The 20,593-nt window shown below is 40.0% G+C and carries 16 protein-coding genes and 1 tRNA gene; 3 read left to right on the top strand and 14 right to left on the bottom strand.

The genetic code is table 11. The annotated features are described in order from the left end of the window. Positions 1 to 330 precede the first annotated feature (330 nt). A complete protein-coding gene (gldA, locus tag BUA96_RS11565) occupies positions 331 to 1,224 on the top strand; it encodes a gliding motility-associated ABC transporter ATP-binding subunit GldA (RefSeq protein WP_072983252.1) in 894 nt (297 codons plus the stop codon). A 6-nt stretch (positions 1,225 to 1,230) separates the two neighbouring features. After that, the gene (locus BUA96_RS11560) at positions 1,231 to 2,286 is read left to right on the top strand and encodes an endonuclease/exonuclease/phosphatase family protein (protein WP_072983250.1); all 1,056 of its coding nucleotides are present in this window, start codon (positions 1,231 to 1,233) and stop codon (positions 2,284 to 2,286) included. Between the two features lie 347 nt (positions 2,287 to 2,633). On the opposite strand, the gene BUA96_RS11555 is transcribed toward BUA96_RS11560, so the two are convergent. The 13 genes from BUA96_RS11555 to BUA96_RS11495 all read right to left on the bottom strand — a co-directional run bounded on the left by BUA96_RS11555 (position 2,634) and on the right by BUA96_RS11495 (position 17,164). Further along, positions 2,634 to 3,905: a cation:proton antiporter gene (locus BUA96_RS11555; protein ID WP_072983248.1), complete on the bottom strand. Its 1,272-nt coding sequence runs from the start codon at positions 3,903 to 3,905 to the stop codon at positions 2,634 to 2,636. A 1-nt stretch (position 3,906) separates the two neighbouring features. Beyond that, positions 3,907 to 4,386, bottom strand: a complete 480-nt coding sequence (locus BUA96_RS11550; RefSeq protein WP_072983246.1) for a VOC family protein — start codon at positions 4,384 to 4,386, stop codon at positions 3,907 to 3,909. Continuing rightward, positions 4,373 to 7,006 (bottom strand): MGH1-like glycoside hydrolase domain-containing protein, encoded by a 2,634-nt coding sequence (locus BUA96_RS11545; RefSeq protein ID WP_072983243.1) that lies wholly within the window; start codon positions 7,004 to 7,006, stop codon positions 4,373 to 4,375. The genes BUA96_RS11550 and BUA96_RS11545 overlap by 14 nt, the downstream gene beginning before the upstream one ends. Further along, positions 6,999 to 7,817, bottom strand: coding sequence for an SDR family oxidoreductase (locus BUA96_RS11540; protein ID WP_072983242.1), 819 nt, complete (start codon positions 7,815 to 7,817; stop codon positions 6,999 to 7,001). The genes BUA96_RS11545 and BUA96_RS11540 overlap by 8 nt, the downstream gene beginning before the upstream one ends. A 331-nt stretch (positions 7,818 to 8,148) precedes the next feature. Further along, positions 8,149 to 9,444: a serine hydrolase domain-containing protein gene (locus BUA96_RS11535; protein WP_072983240.1), complete on the bottom strand. Its 1,296-nt coding sequence runs from the start codon at positions 9,442 to 9,444 to the stop codon at positions 8,149 to 8,151. Between the two features lie 405 nt (positions 9,445 to 9,849). Next, positions 9,850 to 9,924: transfer RNA gene (locus BUA96_RS11530), tRNA-Val, on the bottom strand. Positions 9,925 to 9,987: 63 nt separating this feature from the next. Then, entirely contained in the window at positions 9,988 to 11,211 is a 1,224-nt protein-coding gene (locus tag BUA96_RS11525; protein WP_072983239.1) for a bifunctional folylpolyglutamate synthase/dihydrofolate synthase, read from the bottom strand. Then, complete coding sequence (locus BUA96_RS11520; protein WP_072983237.1) at positions 11,211 to 12,044, bottom strand: energy transducer TonB; 834 nt, start codon at positions 12,042 to 12,044, stop codon at positions 11,211 to 11,213. The genes BUA96_RS11525 and BUA96_RS11520 overlap by 1 nt, the downstream gene beginning before the upstream one ends. Positions 12,045 to 12,114: 70 nt before the next feature. Continuing rightward, positions 12,115 to 12,507 (bottom strand): ExbD/TolR family protein, encoded by a 393-nt coding sequence (locus BUA96_RS11515; RefSeq protein ID WP_072983235.1) that lies wholly within the window; start codon positions 12,505 to 12,507, stop codon positions 12,115 to 12,117. 1 nt (position 12,508) lies between these two features. Further along, positions 12,509 to 13,213 carry a MotA/TolQ/ExbB proton channel family protein gene (locus tag BUA96_RS11510; protein ID WP_072983233.1) on the bottom strand — a complete coding sequence of 235 codons (705 nt, stop codon included), beginning with the start codon at positions 13,211 to 13,213 and terminating at the stop codon, positions 12,509 to 12,511. A 77-nt stretch (positions 13,214 to 13,290) separates the two neighbouring features. Beyond that, the gene (gene nhaB, locus BUA96_RS11505) at positions 13,291 to 14,763 is read right to left on the bottom strand and encodes a sodium/proton antiporter NhaB (RefSeq protein ID WP_072983231.1); all 1,473 of its coding nucleotides are present in this window, start codon (positions 14,761 to 14,763) and stop codon (positions 13,291 to 13,293) included. A gap of 37 nt (positions 14,764 to 14,800) precedes the next feature. After that, positions 14,801 to 16,027: a Glu/Leu/Phe/Val dehydrogenase dimerization domain-containing protein gene (locus tag BUA96_RS11500; RefSeq protein ID WP_072983229.1), complete on the bottom strand. Its 1,227-nt coding sequence runs from the start codon at positions 16,025 to 16,027 to the stop codon at positions 14,801 to 14,803. A 66-nt stretch (positions 16,028 to 16,093) separates the two neighbouring features. Beyond that, a complete protein-coding gene (locus tag BUA96_RS11495; RefSeq protein ID WP_072983227.1) occupies positions 16,094 to 17,164 on the bottom strand; it encodes an anhydro-N-acetylmuramic acid kinase in 1,071 nt (356 codons plus the stop codon). A gap of 229 nt (positions 17,165 to 17,393) precedes the next feature. Here BUA96_RS11495 and BUA96_RS11490 point away from each other — a divergent pair, with 229 nt between their 5' ends. Continuing rightward, entirely contained in the window at positions 17,394 to 18,533 is a 1,140-nt protein-coding gene (locus BUA96_RS11490; protein WP_072983226.1) for an acyl-CoA dehydrogenase, read from the top strand. Between the two features lie 168 nt (positions 18,534 to 18,701). Here the strand turns inward: BUA96_RS11490 and BUA96_RS11485 are convergent, their stop codons facing one another. Beyond that, positions 18,702 to 20,285, bottom strand: a complete 1,584-nt coding sequence (locus BUA96_RS11485; RefSeq protein ID WP_072983224.1) for a solute:sodium symporter family transporter — start codon at positions 20,283 to 20,285, stop codon at positions 18,702 to 18,704. Positions 20,286 to 20,593 lie beyond the last annotated feature (308 nt).

Genomic DNA, 20,593 nt, shown 5'->3' with positions numbered 1-20,593 from the left:
CTCTTTCCAGAAGAAAAAGAAGTAATAGCGGTTATAAAAGTAAAGTACGTTAGACATGCTCTTGTTTAATTATGCTGCTAAAGTAAATAAATAAATAGGAACTCGATTCAAAGCCGCTAATTTTTACACATATTAAAGCAATCCTTGATTTTATTTAAACATGACAAAATATAGACCCCATATTTAGTCATTTAATTAAAAAATACATTACAACTCCTTAACTCCAACCCTCGCACGAACTTGATCTTATAAATTTTAAGGTTTTAAAAACAAAAGGCTGCAAGCTAAATGTGTACTTTTAACTTTTAAACCTTCTCCAATTCTTGCAATATGTCTATTAATGTAGAAACCATTACCAAAAATTATGGTTCGCAGAAAGCCTTAGATGGTTTATCGTTCTCTGTAAACAAAGGTGAAGTCACCGGTTTTTTAGGACCCAATGGTGCCGGAAAAAGCACTATGATGAAAATCTTAACCACCTATTTAAAACCAACCTCAGGCGAGGCTACGGTAAATACCTACTCAACAGAAAAGCAACCTTTAGCAGTGCGTAAAAGTGTGGGATATTTAGCAGAGAACAATCCGCTTTATCCTGAAATGTACATTAGAGAATACTTAAAGCTGCATGCAGAATTGAACAAGATATCTACGTCTCGAATAGATGAAGTCATAGCTTTAACCGGATTGCAGCCTGAAATCTCAAAAAAAATAAAACAACTGAGTAAAGGCTATAAGCAGCGCGTAGGGTTAGCCGCAGCACTGATTCACGATCCCGAAGTTTTGATCCTTGACGAGCCCACGACAGGTTTAGATCCTAATCAACTACGAGAAATTCGCGCATTAATAAGAAGTATCGGAAAGACAAAAACGGTTTTACTTTCTACTCATATTATGCAAGAGGTTGAAGCTGTTTGCGATCGTGTGATCATCATTAATAAAGGTAAAATTGTTGCCGATAAGCGTTTAGACGAACTGAAATCTGGAAGTGATCAAATCATAGTGGTTGAATTTGATTATCGCGTGGAGCTTGAATTTTTTCAACAACTTGATCGGGTTACGCACGTTGCCAATCCCGTAGGCTTTGTCTATGAGATCACCTTCAATACACAGCAAGACAAGCGTGCCGTACTCTTTGATTTTGCGCACGATAATGGGCTGAAAATCCTTCAGCTCAATAAAAAAAATACTTCACTAGAACATCTTTTTCAGCAACTCACAAACTAATACCCCATGGTTTTATATGCCTTTGCTATTTTTCTGGTTATCATCGCCTTACTACCTTTAACGCAAGGCACGCATTGGATTATTAGAGGCTGGGACTTCATTCGTGTACAAACTTCTGTTTTGCAAATTATTGTGCTCGGATTACTCCTTTGGCTTGAATACCCAGAAGCATCCTGGCAATATGTGGTGCTCATCAGTCTCGCCATTACCTTAGTATTTCAACTTTATGTGGTTTTTCCGTACACCAGCTTTTTTCCGCGCCAAAGCAAGAAACCCAAAAACACGGCAAACCTCAATAAAATAAGTTTACTCAGCTCTAACGTACTACAAACCAATAGAGAATACCACAAACTTATAGAGCAGGTGCACCTGCACAAGCCCGATCTATTACTGGTTATGGAAACCGATAAACAATGGGAAGAGGGTTTAAGCGAAATCGAACAAGATTATCCCAACGTTGTGCGGGTTCCGCTTGATAATTTCTACGGAATGCATTTGTATAGCAAATACGAACTTTCTGAAACGCAGGTGAATTATTTGGTCGAAAAGGATGTCCCTTCAATTTTCACTAAAGTGCATCACGGCGGTTCAACTCCACTTGAACTCATTTGCGTGCATCCTGCCCCACCTAGTCCCACCGAAAATGAAACCTCTGAAGAACGTGATGCCGAGTTACTCATCGTAGGTAAAGCGGTACGCATTCTAGAAGATAACCACCCCATTATTGTTTGCGGTGATCTAAACGATGTGGTCTGGTCTCGCGTAAGCAAATTATTTGCAAAAGTCACCGGGCTTATAGACCCACGCATTGGTCGCGGACTCTTCCCTACTTTTCACGCAGATTACTGGTATCTTCGATTTCCTATCGATCACTTGTTTCACTCCACTAATGTGACCGTAGATAAAATGATGCGCCTGCCCCATATTGGCTCCGATCATTACCCGATGTTCTTCTCTTTTTGGTTAGAGAATGGTAAACCCATTTCTCCGCCTGAAGTTGAAAAAGAGATCGAAGAAGAAGTTGAAGAACGCATTGAAGAAGGTTTAGAACGCGCCGAATAGACTCATCAAACTTTGGCATAAAAAAAGCCTCCTTTCGGAGGCTAGTAGCCAGATCTAATGTTCTATAAAGAACGAGTCCCTAAACCCAATCTGACTGTTTTCTTTTTAAAAAATTTCGGCGGAAAGCTTCTCGTAATTTTAAATTGAATTACTTTCAATCATCCAACAAACCACTATTAATTTCCATCGATAATACTTGTACAATAATACATATAATTATTATTAAAAATAATCATTTTTCGAAAAAAGAATTCGTTCAAATACTATCAGAAATAATAAAGCAGCGCAAAAGGAATCTATTGAAGCGCTTTAATCTAAAGAAGAACTGAATTTGAACAGCTAATAACCTAATGCCCTGAAGGTTCAGCAGCATTAGCAGTTTCACTCACACCTAGACGTTTAATTACCGCGCCCACCGAAAGACCTTGCACGATGATTGAGAAAACAACGATAACATAGGTAATCACTAAAAATAAATCACGATGCATTTCTTGTGTTAAGCTCAATGCAAGTGCGATAGAAATCCCGCCACGTAAGCCGCCCCACGTCATTATCACATCGGTTCGCGGGACAAAATTGAGGTGTTTTTCAAAAAAGTTTATAGGTAGTAAAAGCGAAATATATCTACACAGCAGCACTACAGGAATAGCAATACAGCCTGCAAGCAAAGCGCTGGTATCAAAAGTGAGCACCAGCATTTCCATCCCAATTAGAACAAACAATATGGTGTTGAGTAATATATCTATCAGCTCCCAAAATTTGTCAACATAGGTTTCGGTTTGTTTGGACATTGTTGTTTTGCGCACCGTGTCATTACCCACCACAAGACCGGCGGTAACCATCGCAAGCGGCGCAGACATATGTAATTTTTGCGCGATCACTGTACCCACCATTACTGCAGCAAGAGTGATAATAACTTCAATATCATAATCATCTATGGATTTCATCAATTTATAGGCAACCCATCCTAAAGCCAAACCAAGTGCAATACCTCCTAATACTTCAAGCCCAAATAATTCTAGAATATCAGTAGTAGTAACAGCTTCGGTTGACCCAGCTATTTTATATAAGGTCAAAAATACAACCACCCCGACACCATCATTAAACAAAGACTCCCCAACGATTTTAGTTTCTAACTTCTTAGGCGCACCGGCTTGTTTTAAAATTCCCAAGACCGCAATGGGATCTGTAGGTGATATCAACGCTCCAAAAAGTAAACAGTAGATAAAACTGATGTCAAAACCTAGAAGCATCAACACATAATAAAGTGCGCCACCCACTAAAAACGTAGAGGTTAAAACACCCACAGTCGCAAAAACCATAACCGGCCAACGCTGCAACCTCAACTGTTCAAAATTGGTATGTAATGCTCCCGCAAAGAGTAAGAAGCTTAGCATTCCATCAAGGAGTACTTTTTCAAAATCAATGTTGCTAATGATTTCTTTTTCGGCTTCTAATAAAGTATCATCAACTGCACTTAAGGCCAAAACCGCCAAAGTAAATAACAAGGTTATCAGCATTAAGCCTATGGTATTTGGGAGCTTTAAAAAACGAACATTGATGTATCCAAAAGCAGCCGCTAAACCCACTAAGATTGCAGTGATGAGGTAAAAATCCATGCTATAGCGTATTTGTATTTATTTCTATCCAATACCCATCAGGGTCTCTTAAATAGATTTGCCGCACCCCATCTGGACGCGTATTTGTGATCCCGGGTTCACCGGGCCAATTCTCAAAAGGAATATTCTTTTGTTTTAGAAATGTCATAAAGCCATCTAAATCATCCACATTTAGTGCTAAATGCACGCCTTTGTGCGGTGTAAAGGAATCATCTTCACTCTCGATCAAATGAATTTGCACCTTATTATCAAGAGCAAACCATCTAAACTTTGGTCCCAAACCTGCATTATAGATTTCCGGAAGACCTAAAATAGTGCTGTAAAATTGAGCTGACTTTTCTAAATCTTTGACCAGTAAAGCATCGTGATCTTTAGTGAATTTAAAATCCTGAGCATTCAGTGCATGCATTGTAAATAGTATTGAAAAAAGAATAAATGACTTCTTAAAAACATCTTTAGCCATAAAACTAATAAATTTCATTGATCATATTGGCAATAAGCGCTGTCCAACCGGTTTGATGAGAAGCGCCAATCCCTCTTCCTGTATCTCCGTGGAAATACTCATAAAACATCACCAGATCTTTAAAGTTCACATCTTTGTACAGTTGGTCATGCTGTGCATTTACAGGGCGACTTCCCTCTTCATCCGTTTGAAAAAGAGACAGCAATCGCTTCATTAAATCATTACGAATTTCATTCAAGCCTAAGATCTTTCCGCTGCCTGTAGGGTATTCTACTTCCAGATCTTTGCCATAATAATCTCTAAATTCTTTTATGGCAGTTACAAATAAGTAATTGAACGGCATCCACACAGGACCACGCCAATTAGAGTTTCCTCCAAACATTGACGACTCAGATTCTGCCGGTTCATATTTGATTTCATAATTGGTTCCGTTGATATCAATTTTATAGATCTCCTCGTGAATTTTAGACAACGAGCGCAAACCGTGATCGCTTAAAAATTCGTTTTGATCAAAAACTGCTTTCAGCATAATCTCAACACGTTCTTTAGGCACTAACGCCAAAAGCAAATCTGAATCCTCTGAAAATTCTTGAATCACCTGATATTTTAAATTGGCCTGTCTATACTTTCTAAACCAATTGACACTATACTTAAAATTGGGCAGGCGGTCTAAGGTTTCTTTACTGATATGCAGCACTGCAATAAGCGACATAATCCCAACGATAGAGCGCACTTTTATAGGCTGAAAGGTTCCATCTTCAAACACCAGTTTATCATAAAAGAAACCTTCTTCTTCGTCCCAAGTGCCTTCAAAATCCTCATTGAGCTTGTTAAGTGCCTCGGCAATAAAAATAAAATGCCCAAAAAACTTCGTCGCCATCTCCTCGTACGAAGGATCTTCAAAAGCAATTTTGATACTTATTTCAAGCATATTTAGGCAGTACAACGCCATCCACGAAGTACCATCAACTTGTTCAAGATGCGCATTACCCGGTATCCCGCTACTGCGATCAAAAACCCCAATATTATCAAGTCCTAAAAAACCTCCTTGAAAAACATTGTTCTGTCTACGGTCCTCTTGATTCACCCACCACGTAAAGTTGAGCGACAATTTATTAAATATGCGTTTGAGGAAATCTATATCCTGTTTGCCAACCGTATCGCGCTCGATTTTAAAAATCTGAAGCGCGGCAAAGGCTTGAGTAGGCGGATTCACATCACTAAAATTCCACTCATACGCCGGGATCTGCCCGTTAGGCGCCATATACCATTCTTTAGTAAATAGCAGCAATTGTTTCTTAGCAAACTCAGGATCTACATAGGCCATCGTGATACAATGAAATGCACTGTCCCAAGCTGCATACCACGGGTATTCCCATTTATCTGGCATAAGATGGATGTCGTGATTCCGTAGCGTTTTCCAATTACTATTGCGCCCAGATTTTCGCGATTCGGGCGGTGTAGAAACCTTGGGATCACCTTTGATCCACTGCTCTACTTCATAATTGTAGTATTGTTTTGACCAAAGCAAACCGGCAAATGCCTGCCGCTGAATCCCTTTAGCTTCGGTATTTTCAATTTGATTTACACCTTCATAAAAATCAACACACTCTTCATAGCGCTGAGTGAATAACGCATCAAAGTCAGACGAGAATGCTTCGGTTAGGGTTTCGGTGGTGAGGCGTACTTTGAACACGACGGTCTCACCTCCTTTTAATTTTCGTTTGTAATAAGGAGCAAACTTGGTTCCTTCCTCTTTCTTTTTCGCAAGGCGGAAATTCTTATTAATAACTGCTGTATGAAAAAAGTCCTTTTTATAAGGATGATCATTAGGCTGAAGATACAACCGCTCATCATTGGTTTCATTCTCTGTAAACAACAGCTGATCTGGCTTCTCAAAGTAGAAATTATAATCTCCCGTGTACGGATGCTTTACGTGTACCGAATGTTTATCACCCTCATTTTTAGTAATCGAAGGCTTAAAAGGCATGTCCCTAAAACTCCAGAAATTACGGATCCATAGCTGCGGCAACACGTGCAATTCGGCTTTTTTAGTATTCCTATTTGTTACCGAAATTTTGATACAAATATCGTCCGGGCCTGCTTTAGCGTATTCTGTAACCACATCAAAATACGCATCATTCTTAAAAACTCCGGTGTCTATTAGTTCAAACTCTGCTTCTTTACGATTGCGTTTTTGGTTTTCGCGCACCAAATCTCCGTATGGAAATTTTGCCTGCGGGTACTTATACAAATGCTTCATATAAGAATGCGTAGGCGTATTTTCCAGATAATAATAAAGTTCTTTGACGTCTTCACCGTGATTTCCTTCGGGGCCGGTAAGACCAAATAAACGTTCTTTTAAAATGGAATCGTTACCGTTCCACAACGCCAAACCAAAGCATACGTTGCAATACCTATCAGTAAATCCGGCTAAGCCGTCTTCTCCCCAACGGTAGACTCTACTCCGTGCGTGATCGTGGGGAAAATAGCCCCAGGCATCACCTTGCGGACTATAATCTTCTCTTACCGTTCCCCATTGTCTTTCGCTCAAATAAGGCCCCCAATGTAACCAATCTTCTTGCCCTGCGTAATGCGCATCTAGGCGTTTTTGTTCTACTGTATTTTTTTTACCCATTTGTTGTAAATCCTGGATAGCACGTCATACCGCCATCTACAAATAGCGTCGTACCATTAATATAATCTGATTCATCTGAAGCTAACCAAGCAGCTGTATCGCCTACATCTTCAGGTACTCCAATACGCTTGTATGGAATAACCTTATATAGTTCTTGCAAAGCGCTTTCGGTTTCCCAAGCATCCTTGTTAATATCGGTTTTTATCGCACCCGGAGCAATACTGTTACAACGAATTTTTAAAGGTGCATATTCTTGGCAGATGCTTTCCATCAACATTTTTAATGCTCCTTTAGAAGCAGCGTAATTCGCGTGACCTGCCCAAGGAATCACCTGATGCACAGAACTCATATGTATGATTTTCCCCAGCGCTTTTGACACGTCTTCACGCATCCCACGTCTCATAAATTCGCGAATAGCTTCTCGAGCACATAAAAATTGCCCAGTGAGGTTCACATCAATAACCGTTTGCCAATCTTTTAATGTCATCTCGTGAAGTGCAGCATCTTTCTGGAGTCCGCTATTGGCAACAAGAATATCTACGGTACCGAATTTTTCGATGGTTCTTTTGAACATCGCCTGCACTTCTTCTTCCTTACTTACATCACATTGAACTATGATTGCTTCTCCGCACAGCGATTCCTTATTGATTTGATCTGCGACTTCTTGAGCTTCTTCTTCAGAAGAGTGATAATTGACCACCACATTAGCCCCATCTCTTCCTAAGGCAAGTGCAACAGCTGCTCCAATCCCCGTACTGGAACCGGTAACTATTGCCGTTTGATTTTTAAGTCGTTCATTAGGTTTTTGCATTTCTAGTTGGTTTTAGTCTCTAAATAAGATAAAATAAAATGTTATCTCTAGCCGCGTCCTTGGGTATTCTATCCATTTGACACAGCCAATAAAAACCTAAGTTACTGTAACGTGATGAAGAATAATAAGCTCTTAACGTTATTTAGTACTTTAAAAATCAGGAAATATCAATTCTTTAATAAAAACAGAGTCTAATTCTATTTTTAAAAATACCAAACATACGTGATTTATCAATTCGTAAATCAATTTGAGAGTTTACACCGAAGAGCGGCGCACCATAAAAAAAGCTGCTAATAAGCAGCTTTAAAAATCTATATGTTTGACATAACATTTAGTAGGCACTAGCTAGTTTACCCAACTCAAGCCCTTCCACAGGTGTGTTCATCACATTTTTAACCAACTCGTGTAGCTCAGGAATCACTGAACTTGCTAATGAAGTTTGACTGTTAAACAGCACACAAATCCCCAAATCCTCTCCCGGAAAAATCGCGATCTCATTTCTAAAGTCACTCACGCTTCCGCCGTGATGAATCATTGTAGACGCATTGCCTGTTTCTGCATCTACAAATTCGTGTACTCGCCAGCCGTAAGCGTAAGAAGATCTCAAGTGACCTTTCCAGCGCTGATAATATTTATGCGCATCAGGAATTTCTATTTCCGGCTTAAAAACTGCTGCAAGACCTTCAGCATCAAGAATAGTTTCGTTATGTCCCAATAAGAAGCGCATCCATTTACCCATATCGTCTGCACTGGCATTCACACCACCGGCCGCTACAGCATTAAAATACTTTTTATTCACAGGTAAACGTCTCCAGCCCTTCCACGTGCTTTTATGCGGAAATGCATAGTTATTTGTAGTGATCATCGCCTCATAATCTGTAGAAGCCGTATTCATATGCAGCGGAGTGAATAGTTTATTCTGAAGTAACGCCTGCAAGGTTTGGCCTGTGGCTGCGTGCATCATCTCACCGCTCAATGCAAACATTGCGTTCTGATAGCTGTAGATCAATCCCGGCTTTGTATAAGTGTTGATTACCTTAAACCGATCTGCAATCGTCTGAAGCTTCAATCCATCTTCAACAAGATTTGTATAGCAGTGGTAAGGGACACCGGTGGTATGCGATAAAACATTAGATAACGTGATCGTCTGAGCATTTGCTTTATCTTTTAAACCAAAAGCCGGCACGGCATCTATAAGTTTATCTTCCCAGCTCAAGTTGCCTTCTTTAACTTCAATCCCCGCAAGTATTCCTGTAAAGCCTTTAGAAAGCGAACCCAATCTAAAAACCGTTTGATCGTTCACCGTATCAGATTTGTAGACGTTGCGCTTTCCGTAACCTGATTTTAAAATAATTGAATCGCCGGTCACGATACTTACCCCTGCGCCTATGATCAAACGATCCTCTATCGCCTTTTTAAAATACGCATCAATAGCTGTTTGCAAAGCGGCTTTACGCATTTTAAAAACACGGGCCTTTTCTTGTTGCTCTTTTAAAATAAGGGGGTTTAAGAATTCGGCTGCGGGTTGCTTATGTACCGTTTGGGAATGAAACTGAGGTCTAGTAAGTGCAAATACAGCGATCAAGACAATTAAGGTGCCGATCACAAGTGGCTTTCGTACAATCATTTAGAGTCGGGGTCTTGAAATTAGGGGTTCAAAACTAGCATTTAAACGTGTTATTAGCACATCTAAACGCATTCAATTTTAATATTTATTTAAGAAAAATGCAAATAAGCCCAGTAAATTCAATGTCTACTGCGATTTAATCTAAAAAACGAAATGGTTTGAGAAAATCTTCTAGGTAAGATTAAACCTACTTTAAATCAAACTTTTAGCGCATTTGTATGTAACAACTGTAAAAACTTGAAAAAATTATATGTGTTAAGAATTTTAACAAGTTGAATTTCTTTGAGTATTTAAAACCGAGCTCAATTGTACGATCGCAAGTGCACAACTTTTAAATGGTAAGAAAGTTCGCGACTTAAGGAAAAGTATAAAACCAAAAAAGGCTTCCATTTCTGGAAGCCTTTGTGGGCGCGAAGGGATTCGAACCCCTGACCCCTTGGGTGTAAACCAAGTGCTCTGAACCAACTGAGCTACGCGCCCTTGCTGTTAGCGGATGCAAATATAAACCAATTTTTAAGTTCGCAAAGCCTTTTTTCAAAAAAATTAAATTATTTCTGCAACCACAAAAGTGCTTCCTCCCACAAATATCAGATCCTCAGGATCTGACGCCTTTTTAGCAGCATTTAAAGCTTGTGAAATTTTTTCAAACTTTTTTCCGCGAAGGCCAAAATGCAATGCTTTTTGCTGTAAATCTTCTTCAGAAAGTCCTCTTGGCACATCAGGCTTACTGAAATAATAGGCCGCATCTTTAGGAAATAACGGCAACACACTATTCAAATCTTTATCAGAAACCACTCCTAAAACAATATGGAGTTGCCTATACTGCTCTTCTTTCAATTGGCGCATCACATAGGTCAGACCTTCTTTATTATGGCCTGTGTCGCAAACGATCTTAGGATTGGATTCCTGTATAATCTGCCAACGCCCCACCAAGCCTGTATTGCGAATGACATTTTTGATCCCGGTTATTAACGCAGCTTCCGGAATTTGAAAATCGTTTTTTTGATTTAAGACGTGTACCGCCTGTTGCACGGTAGCTTTATTTTTCTGCTGATAGCTACCCTTTAATTCGCTTTCTAAATCAGGAAACTGATTATCTGAAGCAAAAACAATAGGCGCGTGATTCTTTTTTGCGGCGGTCTCAAAAACTTCTGTAGTTTCTTCTTGGCGCTCGCCGATCACCACAGGAATATTCGGTTTTATTATTCCTGCTTTTTCTCCAGCTATTGCCTTTAATGTGTCTCCCAAAAAAGCAGTATGATCTAAACCAATGTTGGTAATCACCGATAATTCTGGAGTAATGATATTTGTTGAATCTAACCTTCCTCCCAGTCCTACTTCAATAATCGCAACATCTACCTGCTGGATTTTAAAGTATTCAAAGGCCATCCCAACGGTAAGCTCAAAAAAAGAAAGCTGGTGCGCTTCAATAAAAGCTTTATGTGCCTCTACAAACTCGACAACGAAGTTTTCCTCAGCCATCTCCCCATTAACGCGTATACGCTCTCTAAAGTCTTTTAAATGCGGTGAAGTATGCAATCCCACCTTGTAACCGGCTTCCTGCAAAACAGAAGCCAGCATATGACTTGTAGAGCCTTTACCATTGGTTCCGCCTACGTGAATTGACTTGAATGTATTTTGAGGATTATTTAGGTAGTCACACAATTTGGTGATATTCCCTAAATCTTTTTTGAATGCTGAAGCGCCCTGTCTCTGAAACATGGGCAAGCGCTCAAACATGTACTGCAGCGTTTGCTGATAGTTCATTATTCTGAAAGACTAAACTTGTACACTATTTTACCGATCTGTCGTGAAGGAGCATCAGTATCCGGATTGAATTTAGTCGCCAAAGCAGCGGCTTTTGCAGGATCTAGCAAACAACGGCTATTATTTGTAGTTCCGCGCACTCCTGGCGTCGCTTTAATCACATTTCCATTGCGGTCTACCTCGATACTCACGACCACTATTCCGGCTTCGTTACAATCCTGAACGCGTTTAGGTTTACTTAAAGCCTTACGACCACCTAACTGATAATTTCCATCACCGTCTAAACCCTTTCCGTTTCCGTAATAACTTGATGCATTAGGATCGCCATTGGGATCTCCCTTATCTCCGGCTTGATTATCATTGCCTTCACCTCCACGCTCAGTACCCGAACTTTTAGGACCGTTTAAAATACTTGACAGCGCATCTGTGGTAGACTTATCTGGTTTTGGATCAGGTTTTTTAGCTTCAACCGGTTTGGTTTCGGTTTTCTTTGGCTGTTGCTCAACAGGCTTTTTAATTTCTTTTTTGGGCTCTTCTTTGATCACCGGAGCTTCTTCGGTCTCTTGCGTTACCACCTCCTCTTTCACCTCTGTAGATTTCTCAACTTGCGGAGGTTCTGGAGTGGTATTTCGCGGCGCGGACTCAACTGCAGCCTGAGGTTGAATGGTTCCTGAACCTACATCTGAAGTCCCAAAATTTATCGCAATACCACTTTCTGGCGGAGGATCTAGATACGTGAGTCCGGCGAAAAACAACAAAATCAAAAACAAGACATAGATGATGCTTGTTAAGGTAAAAGACTTGCGTTTATGTTTTGTATCTAAAAAGCTCAAGACAGCAATATTGGTTGAACATCTATGAATCAAAAATCAAACCGAATACTGCTATTCGGTTTGATGATTTTTAGTTTGGCCTAACGGCCAATACGATTTTGTATTTGTTGCGATTTGCGATATCCATCACCGAAACAGCTTCTTCGATAGGAACTCCTTCTTCCGCTCGTAAAATAATGGTAGGATCTTCTACTCCTGAAAGTTCACTATTGATAAAGGATTCAAGATTATTAGGCAAAACCCGCTCTTTATTAACGTAAATATCCAAATCTTTTGTAATGCTTACAGAAAGATTTTGCTGATTACTCGTTTTCCCTTTCGCCTTTGGCAAAATTAAGTCAAGGGCATCTGGAGTGATCGCAGGAGAGGTTAGTAAGAAAAACACCAACAACAGAAATACAATATCTGTCATGGAGCTCATACTAAACTCCGGACTCACTTTATTTCTTCCGCGTAGGTTCATACTAAACCGGTTCGTTTAACATATCTAAGAAATCTACCGCAGTAGCTTCCATCTGGTGTACTACTTTATCAGTACGCACCACAAGGTGATTGTAGCCAATATAAGCGATGATACCCACGATTAAACCTGCAACTGTTGTAGTCATCGCCGTGTAAATACCTTCGGCTAGATTACCCATCTCTGCCTGACCGCTACTGGTTGCTAGCTGATGAAAAGCAAGTACCATCCCGATCACCGTTCCTAAAAATCCAATCATAGGGGCAGCACCGGCAATCGTTGCTAAAACACTCACGTTTTTCTCCAGACGATAGACTTCAAGACGACCAGAATTTTCAATGGCTGTATTGATATCTTCTAACGGACTTCCAATACGGCTGATTCCTTTAGCGGTTAATCTTGAAACCGGACTGTTTTGCTGTGCGCAAAGCACTTTTGCAGCTTCGATCTTTCCGTTAGCGACGTTGTCTTTAATTTGATTCATAAAGTTGCTATCCATTCCGGAAGCAGCTTTTATGGCAAACAAACGTTCAAAATAAATATAGATCGCCACAAAAAGCAGCACAAAAAGCACGAGTATAATTATTTGTCCCGGCAATCCGCCGCTCATCAATAAATCAAAAAGCGAAAGCGTCTTTTCTACCGGTTCTTCTTCGGCAGCAAGTGATGGCAAAGTTTCAGCACCTTCTTGCAACAAGAGTGTAAGCATAGTTTTTCTTAATTAGTTATGAAGTTAACGTGCAAAAGCGTTTTAAATTATATGCTCAAATACAGGATTTAAAAATTTTACAAGAACATATAAACTCCCAGTAAGCCCACACCTCCTAAAACAATAGTGTACGGAAGCGCCATTTTTACCATTCTTCCGTAAGAAAGATTGATGAGCGGAGCCAATGAAGAAGTTAATAAGAATAAGAATGCAGCCTGACCGTTAGGTGTTGCAACACTAGGCAAGTTTGTACCGGTATTGATCGCCACAGCCAAGTGATTAAATTGCTCACGCGTAATATTCCCGGCATCAAAGGCCACTTGAACTTCGTTGATATAAACCGTAGCCACAAATACGTTATCACTAATCATTGATAAAATTCCGTTAGCTAAGTAGAACATCGAAGGCTGACTTGCAGGATCCATTTCAAGAACATACTCAATAATTGGAGTAAATAGATGCTGGTCGTGAATCATCGCAACCACCACAAAGAATACCACTAAAAGTGCCGTAAACGGAAGCGCTTCTTCAAAAGCCTTACCTAAACTGTGCTCGTCAGTGATTCCCATAAATGCCGTTTGAACTACGATCAAGAATAAACCTATGAACCCTACAGGCGCTAAGTGCAATGCTAAACTTAAAATCAATAAGATCGCAGAAATACCTTGAATCCAAAGACCGAAAGATTCTTTTGGAGTTCTTTTTTCGTCAACCTCAGCGGTGTAGTTCTCAATGATCGTACGCGCTACAGCCGGAAGCTTATCTCCAAAACCAAATAACTTTGTTTTTTCTAGTAAGAAGGTGGTAAGTAAACCACATACTAAAACCGGAATAGTGATTGGCGCCATACGCTCAAAGAACTCAATAAATTCCCAACCCATTTTTTCACCAATCAATAAGTTTTGTGGCTCTCCTACAAGTGTACATACCCCTCCAAGAGCAGTACCTACAACACCGTGCATAATCAAACTACGAAGAAAACCTCTAAACTGCTCAAGCGTTTCACCACTTAAAGCTTCTCTATCCGGAACTTTATCTGCATCATAATCGGCACTTTCCATAGAGTGAATTTTATGATAAACTCCATAGAATCCTACTGCCACACTGATCAATACAGCGGTTACTGTTAACGCATCTAAGAAAGCAGAAAGCACTGCTGCCAGAAAAACAAACAGCATAGAGAGCACTACTTTAGATTTTATTTTAGTGAACACCTTAGAGAAGATATACATCAACATAGGTTTCATAAAGTAGATACCGGCCACCATAAACACAAGCAGTAACACTACTTCTAGGTTTTGGTCAACTTCTTCATAAGCAGCCTCCGGACTCGTAAGCCCTAAGATCAATGCTTCTAAGGCTAAGATACCTCCTGATTGTAACGGATAGCATTTAAGAGCCATCGCCAGGGTAAAAATAAATTCCCCAATAAAAAGCCAAGCGGTTACCATAGGTCCTAAAACATAGTAAGAGATGACATTAAATATTAAGAAAGCGATCATAGCCATCTTAAACCAGCGTGGGCTGCTACCCAAAAAGTACTTTAACATTTGTATTCGTTTGTTGGTTAATTATTCAATTTTAATATTAAACGAGCTGCTGCAATGCTAGCTCAAAAGCAGTTTCACTCAAATTTTGTTTACTGCTGTTGTGATTAAATGTATTCTGAATTGCGTTTTTAATGGTCAATGAAGTATCGTTAAAGATCGCTTCATCTGTCATTTGTACGCGACGCTCCATAAAATAGGCAAAAACACGAGCCATCCCACAATTGGATATAAAATCAGGAATCACTGAAACTTTAGCATCGGTATATTCCATAATAGGCCCAAAAAAAATCTCTTTATCTGCAAAAGGTACATTTGCACCACAAGAGATCACCTCTAACCCGGCATCAATCATCGTATCTATTTGGGCTTTAGTAACCAATCTTGATGCTGCACAAGGCGCAAAAATTTCGGTTTTGATCTCCCAAATGCGCTTATTCACCTCTTCAAAAGGAATAAGATTTTCGGCTACCAATGTATTGCCCTTTTTATTCAGGAACAAATCTTTTATTTCTTCAAAAGAAAAACCTTCTTCATTTATGAGTCCGCCTGCTGCATCAATGATCCCAACGATCTTGGCTCCTTGTTGCGCCAAATAATACGCTGCCGCAGAACCCACATTACCAAAACCTTGTATAACGGCACGTTTTCCTTCTAAATTTCCGCCGTAAATCTCATAGAAATGGCGTGCGGCTTCGGCTACACCATAACCGGTGATCATATCTGCAACCGTATATTTTCTGGAAACATCAGGAGAGTATACCGAATTCTCAAGCACTTTGATCACTCCTTGACGCAATTGCCCAATGCGATTGATCTTATCTGCTTCGGTAGGTTTAAAGTGCCCGTTAAAAACACCTTCTTGTGGATGCCACACACCGCTTTCTTCGGTAATCGGAATCACTTCGTGAATTTCATCTACATTAAGGTCTCCTCCGGTCCCGTAGTAACTTTTAAGCAAAGGCGAGACGGCTGCATACCAGCGCTCTAGCACTCCTTTTTTTCGAGGATCTGAAGGGTCAAAGTTGATTCCGCTTTTAGCTCCGCCAATCGCCGGGCCAGACACGGTAAACTTCACCTCCATGGTTTTGGCAAGTGATAACACTTCGTTTCGATCAAGCCCTACACGCATTCTTGTTCCGCCACCGGCAGCTCCGCCTCTAAGCGAATTGATCACCGTCCAGCCTTCGGCTTCGGTTTCGGGATCGTTCCAGTGAAAAACAATTTCCGGCTCTTTATTCTCGTAACGTTTTAGTAAATCTTTCATTAATTAATCTAGAGGGTTGACAAATATAACGACTTAGGTGGTTTTCCCTATCGTTTTCATATTAATTTAAGGTGAATACAGTAAACCTGCGCAATGATCTTTTGAAGCTCCTGTAACACACTTGAGTACATTGTTTGTGTTGCGCAAACGCAAAACACCCATAAAAGCAAAAATCAATGCTTCTTTGAATTCGATGAGGCTCGCTTCAGGCACGATCAGCTTATGCTGCACTAGATTTTGGGTGATAGCTATAAGGTGTTTGTTAAACGCACCACCGCCGGTTACTAATATTCCGTTTTTTGTCGCTGGCAGTTGGACGAACGTTTTTGCAAGCTGAACCGCAATATGTTGCGTAAAGGTTGCAATAAGATCTTCTACCGCAACATCGCTCGCATTCAGTATAGGAAAAATTTCAGCCTTAACCCATTCAAGACCCAAGGATTTTGGGCCGGTTTGCGAATAAAACGGTAACGCATTCAGTTGGTCTAAAACAGCTGTGTCAATCTTTCCACTTTTAGCAATCAGACCGTCCTTATCAAAAGGCAGCCCAAGTTTACGAGTAAGCTGATTAAGCACGATATTAGCCGGACACGTATCAAAAGCTATACGCGCTTCTCCCTTCTGAAATGACAAATTTGCAAAACCGCCAATATTTAAACACGCATCATACTTGTGAAACAAGAGTTGATCTCCTATAGGCACTAATGGTGCTCCTTGCCCACCTAAAGCCACATCCTCAACTCTAAAATCACAAACTACCAGATTATTGCAAAGCCTTGCCAGTTCTGGGCGATTGCCAATTTGATAAGTAGTTCCCTGAGCTGGTTGATGTAAAATGGTATGACCGTGAGAGGCGATTGCGTCTATATGGCTTAACGGATTTCTAGCCCGAAAATCTTGTATTAGGGTTGCCAAATAAGCCGTGTATTCTTGATCTAAACTTACCAAGGCTGACTGAGGCAGGTCTACGGCATTTTGTAAGCGTATAACCCACTCTGTTTCGTAAGGTATAGTCTCGCAAGAAAGCAGTTCGTACTGCCAATGCTTGGTTTTCGTAAAGCGCACATAAGCAAGATCAACTCCGTCTAAAGAGGTTCCGCTCATCACACCGAGCATTAAATAAGTGGTTGAATTCATAAAATGAATTATGCTTTTTCTTAAAAACTAGCTATAATTATAAAGAATATTTAAATTACGGCATATTTATCATTAGTTTTTGAATTTTCTATAAATAAATTGGTTTAATTTACAAAGTGTTATGCAAGCATAATAAATTGATTAATTTATACCCAAATAACACCTTTATATTTTAAACTGAACACAATTTAAGAAAACGATATAGTACAATCTAAAAGCACAAGTTAATATGGACTTTAGTTTAAGTGAAGAGCATTTAATGATTCGGGACGCAGCTCGCGAATTTGCTCAAAATGAATTACTACCCGGAGTGATTGAGCGCGATGAGCAGCAGCATTTCCCTAAAGAATTGATCAAGAAAATGGGTGAAATGGGATTCTTAGGAATGATGGCACCAACCGAGTTTGGCGGTGGCGGTATGGATACCATCTCTTATGTTCTGGTCATGGAAGAATTATCTAAGATAGACGCTTCGGCCTCGGTGATTGTTTCAGTTAATAATAGTTTGGTTAATTATGGTCTGGCTAATTATGGCAGTCAGGCTCAAAAAGAAAAGTACCTTTCTAAATTAACGACCGGTGAAAAATTAGGCGCATTCTGTTTAAGCGAACCAGAAGCAGGAAGTGATGCTACTTCTCAAAAAACCACCGCGATCGACAAAGGCGATCACTACATTTTAAACGGAACTAAGAACTGGATCACTAACGGCGGTTCTGCAGATTATTACTTAGTCATCGCTCAGACCGATAAAGAAAAGAAACATCGCGGCATCAATGCTTTTATTGTTGAAAAAGGCTGGGAAGGTTTTGAAGTAGGCCCTAAAGAGCAAAAACTAGGAATTCGCGGAAGTGACACGCATTCCCTGATTTTTAACGACGTAAAAGTCCCCAAAGAAAATCGCATTGGTGAGGACGGCTTTGGGTTTAAGTTCGCTATGAAAACCTTAAGCGGTGGTCGCATAGGTATAGCAGCGCAAGCGCTAGGTATTGCTGCCGGAGCCTATGAGTTGGCTCGCGATTACTCAAAAGTGCGCAAAGCTTTTGGCACCGAAATTTGCAACCATCAAGCCATCGCCTTTAAGCTTGCCGATATGAATGTTGAGATCGAAGCTGCGCGTCATTTAGTAATGAAAGCAGCCTGGGATAAAGATCAAGGAAACAATTATGATATTTCGAGTGCAATGGCTAAGCTCTATGCTTCTAAAGTTGCCATGGATGTTACTGTTGAAGCGGTACAAGTACACGGAGGAAATGGTTTTGTCAAAGAATATCATGTTGAACGCTTGATGCGTGACGCCAAGATCACTCAGATCTATGAAGGTACTTCTGAAATTCAAAAGATCGTAATCTCTAGAGGTTTACTGAGCTAGCACAAACAAACTTCTTTAATACAAAAGCCTTGATGTATTGAACCTCAAGGCTTTTTTTACGCACTTACTTTAGCACTATATTAGATAGGTTTTGATGCTTTAAACTTTCGGCTAAACCAAAAAAAAAGCCCGTTTTGCAACGGGCTTTAAACTATTGATTTCCGTATCCTATTTGGCAAAATAGATATAAATACCAACTACGATCAGACAGATCACAATACCCACCTGATTCACATATTTATAAGGCTCTATAGAAACCTTTTTAGTGTACTCGAGTACAAATGGTTCTTTTCTAGGAACTACTTTTCCTATAAGCAACATAATAATAATATTGGTCACAAACAGGATTGCCATCACGTGCAGATAGTGCGGATAATTCTCTTCGCCAAAGTAAGGCTTCATCACAAACTGACTAATGATATACAGAATAGAACCTGAAACGATCCCAATTTTTGCCGCAATAGCCGGAACACGTTTTGTGAAATAACCCACTACGATGATGGTAAAAATTGGAATACTGTAAATACCGTTGATTTCTTGTAAATAGCTGAATAAACTTCCGGCGTTTGCGATCAAAGGTGCAATAAACATCGCAGCCAGCGCAAGACATACTCCAAAGATCTTTCCGTATTTAACTACCACACTTTCTGAAGCTTCTTTGTTAATATGCTGCTTATAAATATCAATACCGAATAAGGTTACAGAACTGTTCAACACACTATTAAACGAACTCAAAATAGCTCCAAACAATACCGCAGCAAAAAAGCCCATTAACGGCTTTGGAAGCACTGCACGCACTAGTTCAGGATACGCAAGATCACTACTTGCTAATTCACCTTCAAAGTAATAATAGGCGATCATCCCAGGTAATACCAAAATAATCGGACCTAAGATCTTTAAGAACGCTGCAAGTAAAAGTCCCTTTTGACCTTCAGCTAAACTTTTTGCGCCTAATCCTCTTTGTATAATTTGCTGGTTGGTTCCCCAGTAAAATAACTGTACAAGCATCATCCCGGTAAAAATCGTAGCAAAAGGCACCTCCTGTCCCGGTTCACCGGTAGAATCAAAACGCTCTGGATTTGCATCTACTAAAGTGCTTAACCCTTCTAGAACGCTTCCGTCACCAATAGCCATCAGACCAAAAACAGGAATCATTACCCCGCCGATGATCAATCCTACTGCATTGATACTATCAGAAACCGCAACCGCTTTGAGTCCGCCAAAAACCGCATAAATAGAACCGATGATCCCGATTCCCCAAATACAAATTACAAGTGCCGTAGTATCTGAAACGCCCAGTAAGGTAGGTACGTCAAACATACCGCTGATGGCTACAGAACCAGAGTATAAGATCACGGGAAGTAAAACCACTACATAACCGGTTAAAAACAAGCCTGAAGTGATGGTCTTAGTCGTGGTATCAAAACGTTCCGCTAAAAATTGCGGTACTGTGGTGATCCCTCCTTTTAAATAGCGCGGCAATAAAAAGATCGCCGTTACAACGATAGAGAGTGCTGCCAGCGTTTCCCAGGCCATTACAGATAAACCGTCTTTATAAGCGCTTCCGTTTAGACCTACGATCTGCTCAGTAGATAAGTTGGTTAGAAGTAAAGAACCTGCGATCACTCCGGCGGTTAAACTACGTCCACCTAAAAAGTAACCGTCAGAGGTAGATTCATCAGATTTTCGAACAGCCAGCCAAGAAATGACCGCTACTAAAATGGTAAATGCTAAAAAGGAAATTAATGCCATAAATTTAAGTTTATCAAACTACACCGTTGTAGTTAGGTGTTATGAATGCTCATTTTTTCTGCCTCCAAATGTAAACTAAACGATTTGGTATTTATTAAAAATAGGGCTCAAAAAATGTCAAAACCCTACAAAAATGCGTCAATTTTTATTCACCACAAGATTTTGTTGTGTTTTTTAGAAGCGCGATTAATCAAAGTCTTCCAAAAACTAATTGCCCTATTCACCTTACTTTTTTAAAGTTCAAAATGGTATTGCTCAAAAAGCACCTGAGCGCATCGTTCACACCATCAGTATCTTATTGAATTTCA

This window comes from Leeuwenhoekiella palythoae, from assembly GCF_900130045.1.
Classification (GTDB): domain Bacteria; phylum Bacteroidota; class Bacteroidia; order Flavobacteriales; family Flavobacteriaceae; genus Leeuwenhoekiella; species Leeuwenhoekiella palythoae.
Note: the sequence above shows the minus strand (reverse complement) of the source record. Positions and strands in the feature narration are given on the sequence as shown.

What these genes read in the sequence shown, in the direction of transcription:
- gldA (WP_072983252.1), top strand. Translation starts at nt 331, where the DNA reads ATGTCTATTAATGTAGAAACCATTACCAAAAATTATGGTTCGCAGAAA.
- BUA96_RS11560 (WP_072983250.1), top strand. Translation starts at nt 1,231, where the DNA reads ATGGTTTTATATGCCTTTGCTATTTTTCTGGTTATCATCGCCTTACTA.
- BUA96_RS11555 (WP_072983248.1), bottom strand. Translation starts at nt 3,905, where the DNA reads ATGGATTTTTACCTCATCACTGCAATCTTAGTGGGTTTAGCGGCTGCT.
- BUA96_RS11550 (WP_072983246.1), bottom strand. Translation starts at nt 4,386, where the DNA reads ATGAAATTTATTAGTTTTATGGCTAAAGATGTTTTTAAGAAGTCATTT.
- BUA96_RS11545 (WP_072983243.1), bottom strand. Translation starts at nt 7,006, where the DNA reads ATGGGTAAAAAAAATACAGTAGAACAAAAACGCCTAGATGCGCATTAC.
- BUA96_RS11540 (WP_072983242.1), bottom strand. Translation starts at nt 7,817, where the DNA reads ATGCAAAAACCTAATGAACGACTTAAAAATCAAACGGCAATAGTTACC.
- BUA96_RS11535 (WP_072983240.1), bottom strand. Translation starts at nt 9,444, where the DNA reads ATGATTGTACGAAAGCCACTTGTGATCGGCACCTTAATTGTCTTGATC.
- BUA96_RS11525 (WP_072983239.1), bottom strand. Translation starts at nt 11,211, where the DNA reads ATGAACTATCAGCAAACGCTGCAGTACATGTTTGAGCGCTTGCCCATG.
- BUA96_RS11515 (WP_072983235.1), bottom strand. Translation starts at nt 12,507, where the DNA reads ATGAACCTACGCGGAAGAAATAAAGTGAGTCCGGAGTTTAGTATGAGC.
- BUA96_RS11510 (WP_072983233.1), bottom strand. Translation starts at nt 13,213, where the DNA reads ATGCTTACACTCTTGTTGCAAGAAGGTGCTGAAACTTTGCCATCACTT.
- nhaB (WP_072983231.1), bottom strand. Translation starts at nt 14,763, where the DNA reads ATGTTAAAGTACTTTTTGGGTAGCAGCCCACGCTGGTTTAAGATGGCT.
- BUA96_RS11500 (WP_072983229.1), bottom strand. Translation starts at nt 16,027, where the DNA reads ATGAAAGATTTACTAAAACGTTACGAGAATAAAGAGCCGGAAATTGTT.
- BUA96_RS11495 (WP_072983227.1), bottom strand. Translation starts at nt 17,164, where the DNA reads ATGAATTCAACCACTTATTTAATGCTCGGTGTGATGAGCGGAACCTCT.
- BUA96_RS11490 (WP_072983226.1), top strand. Translation starts at nt 17,394, where the DNA reads ATGGACTTTAGTTTAAGTGAAGAGCATTTAATGATTCGGGACGCAGCT.
- BUA96_RS11485 (WP_072983224.1), bottom strand. Translation starts at nt 20,285, where the DNA reads ATGGCATTAATTTCCTTTTTAGCATTTACCATTTTAGTAGCGGTCATT.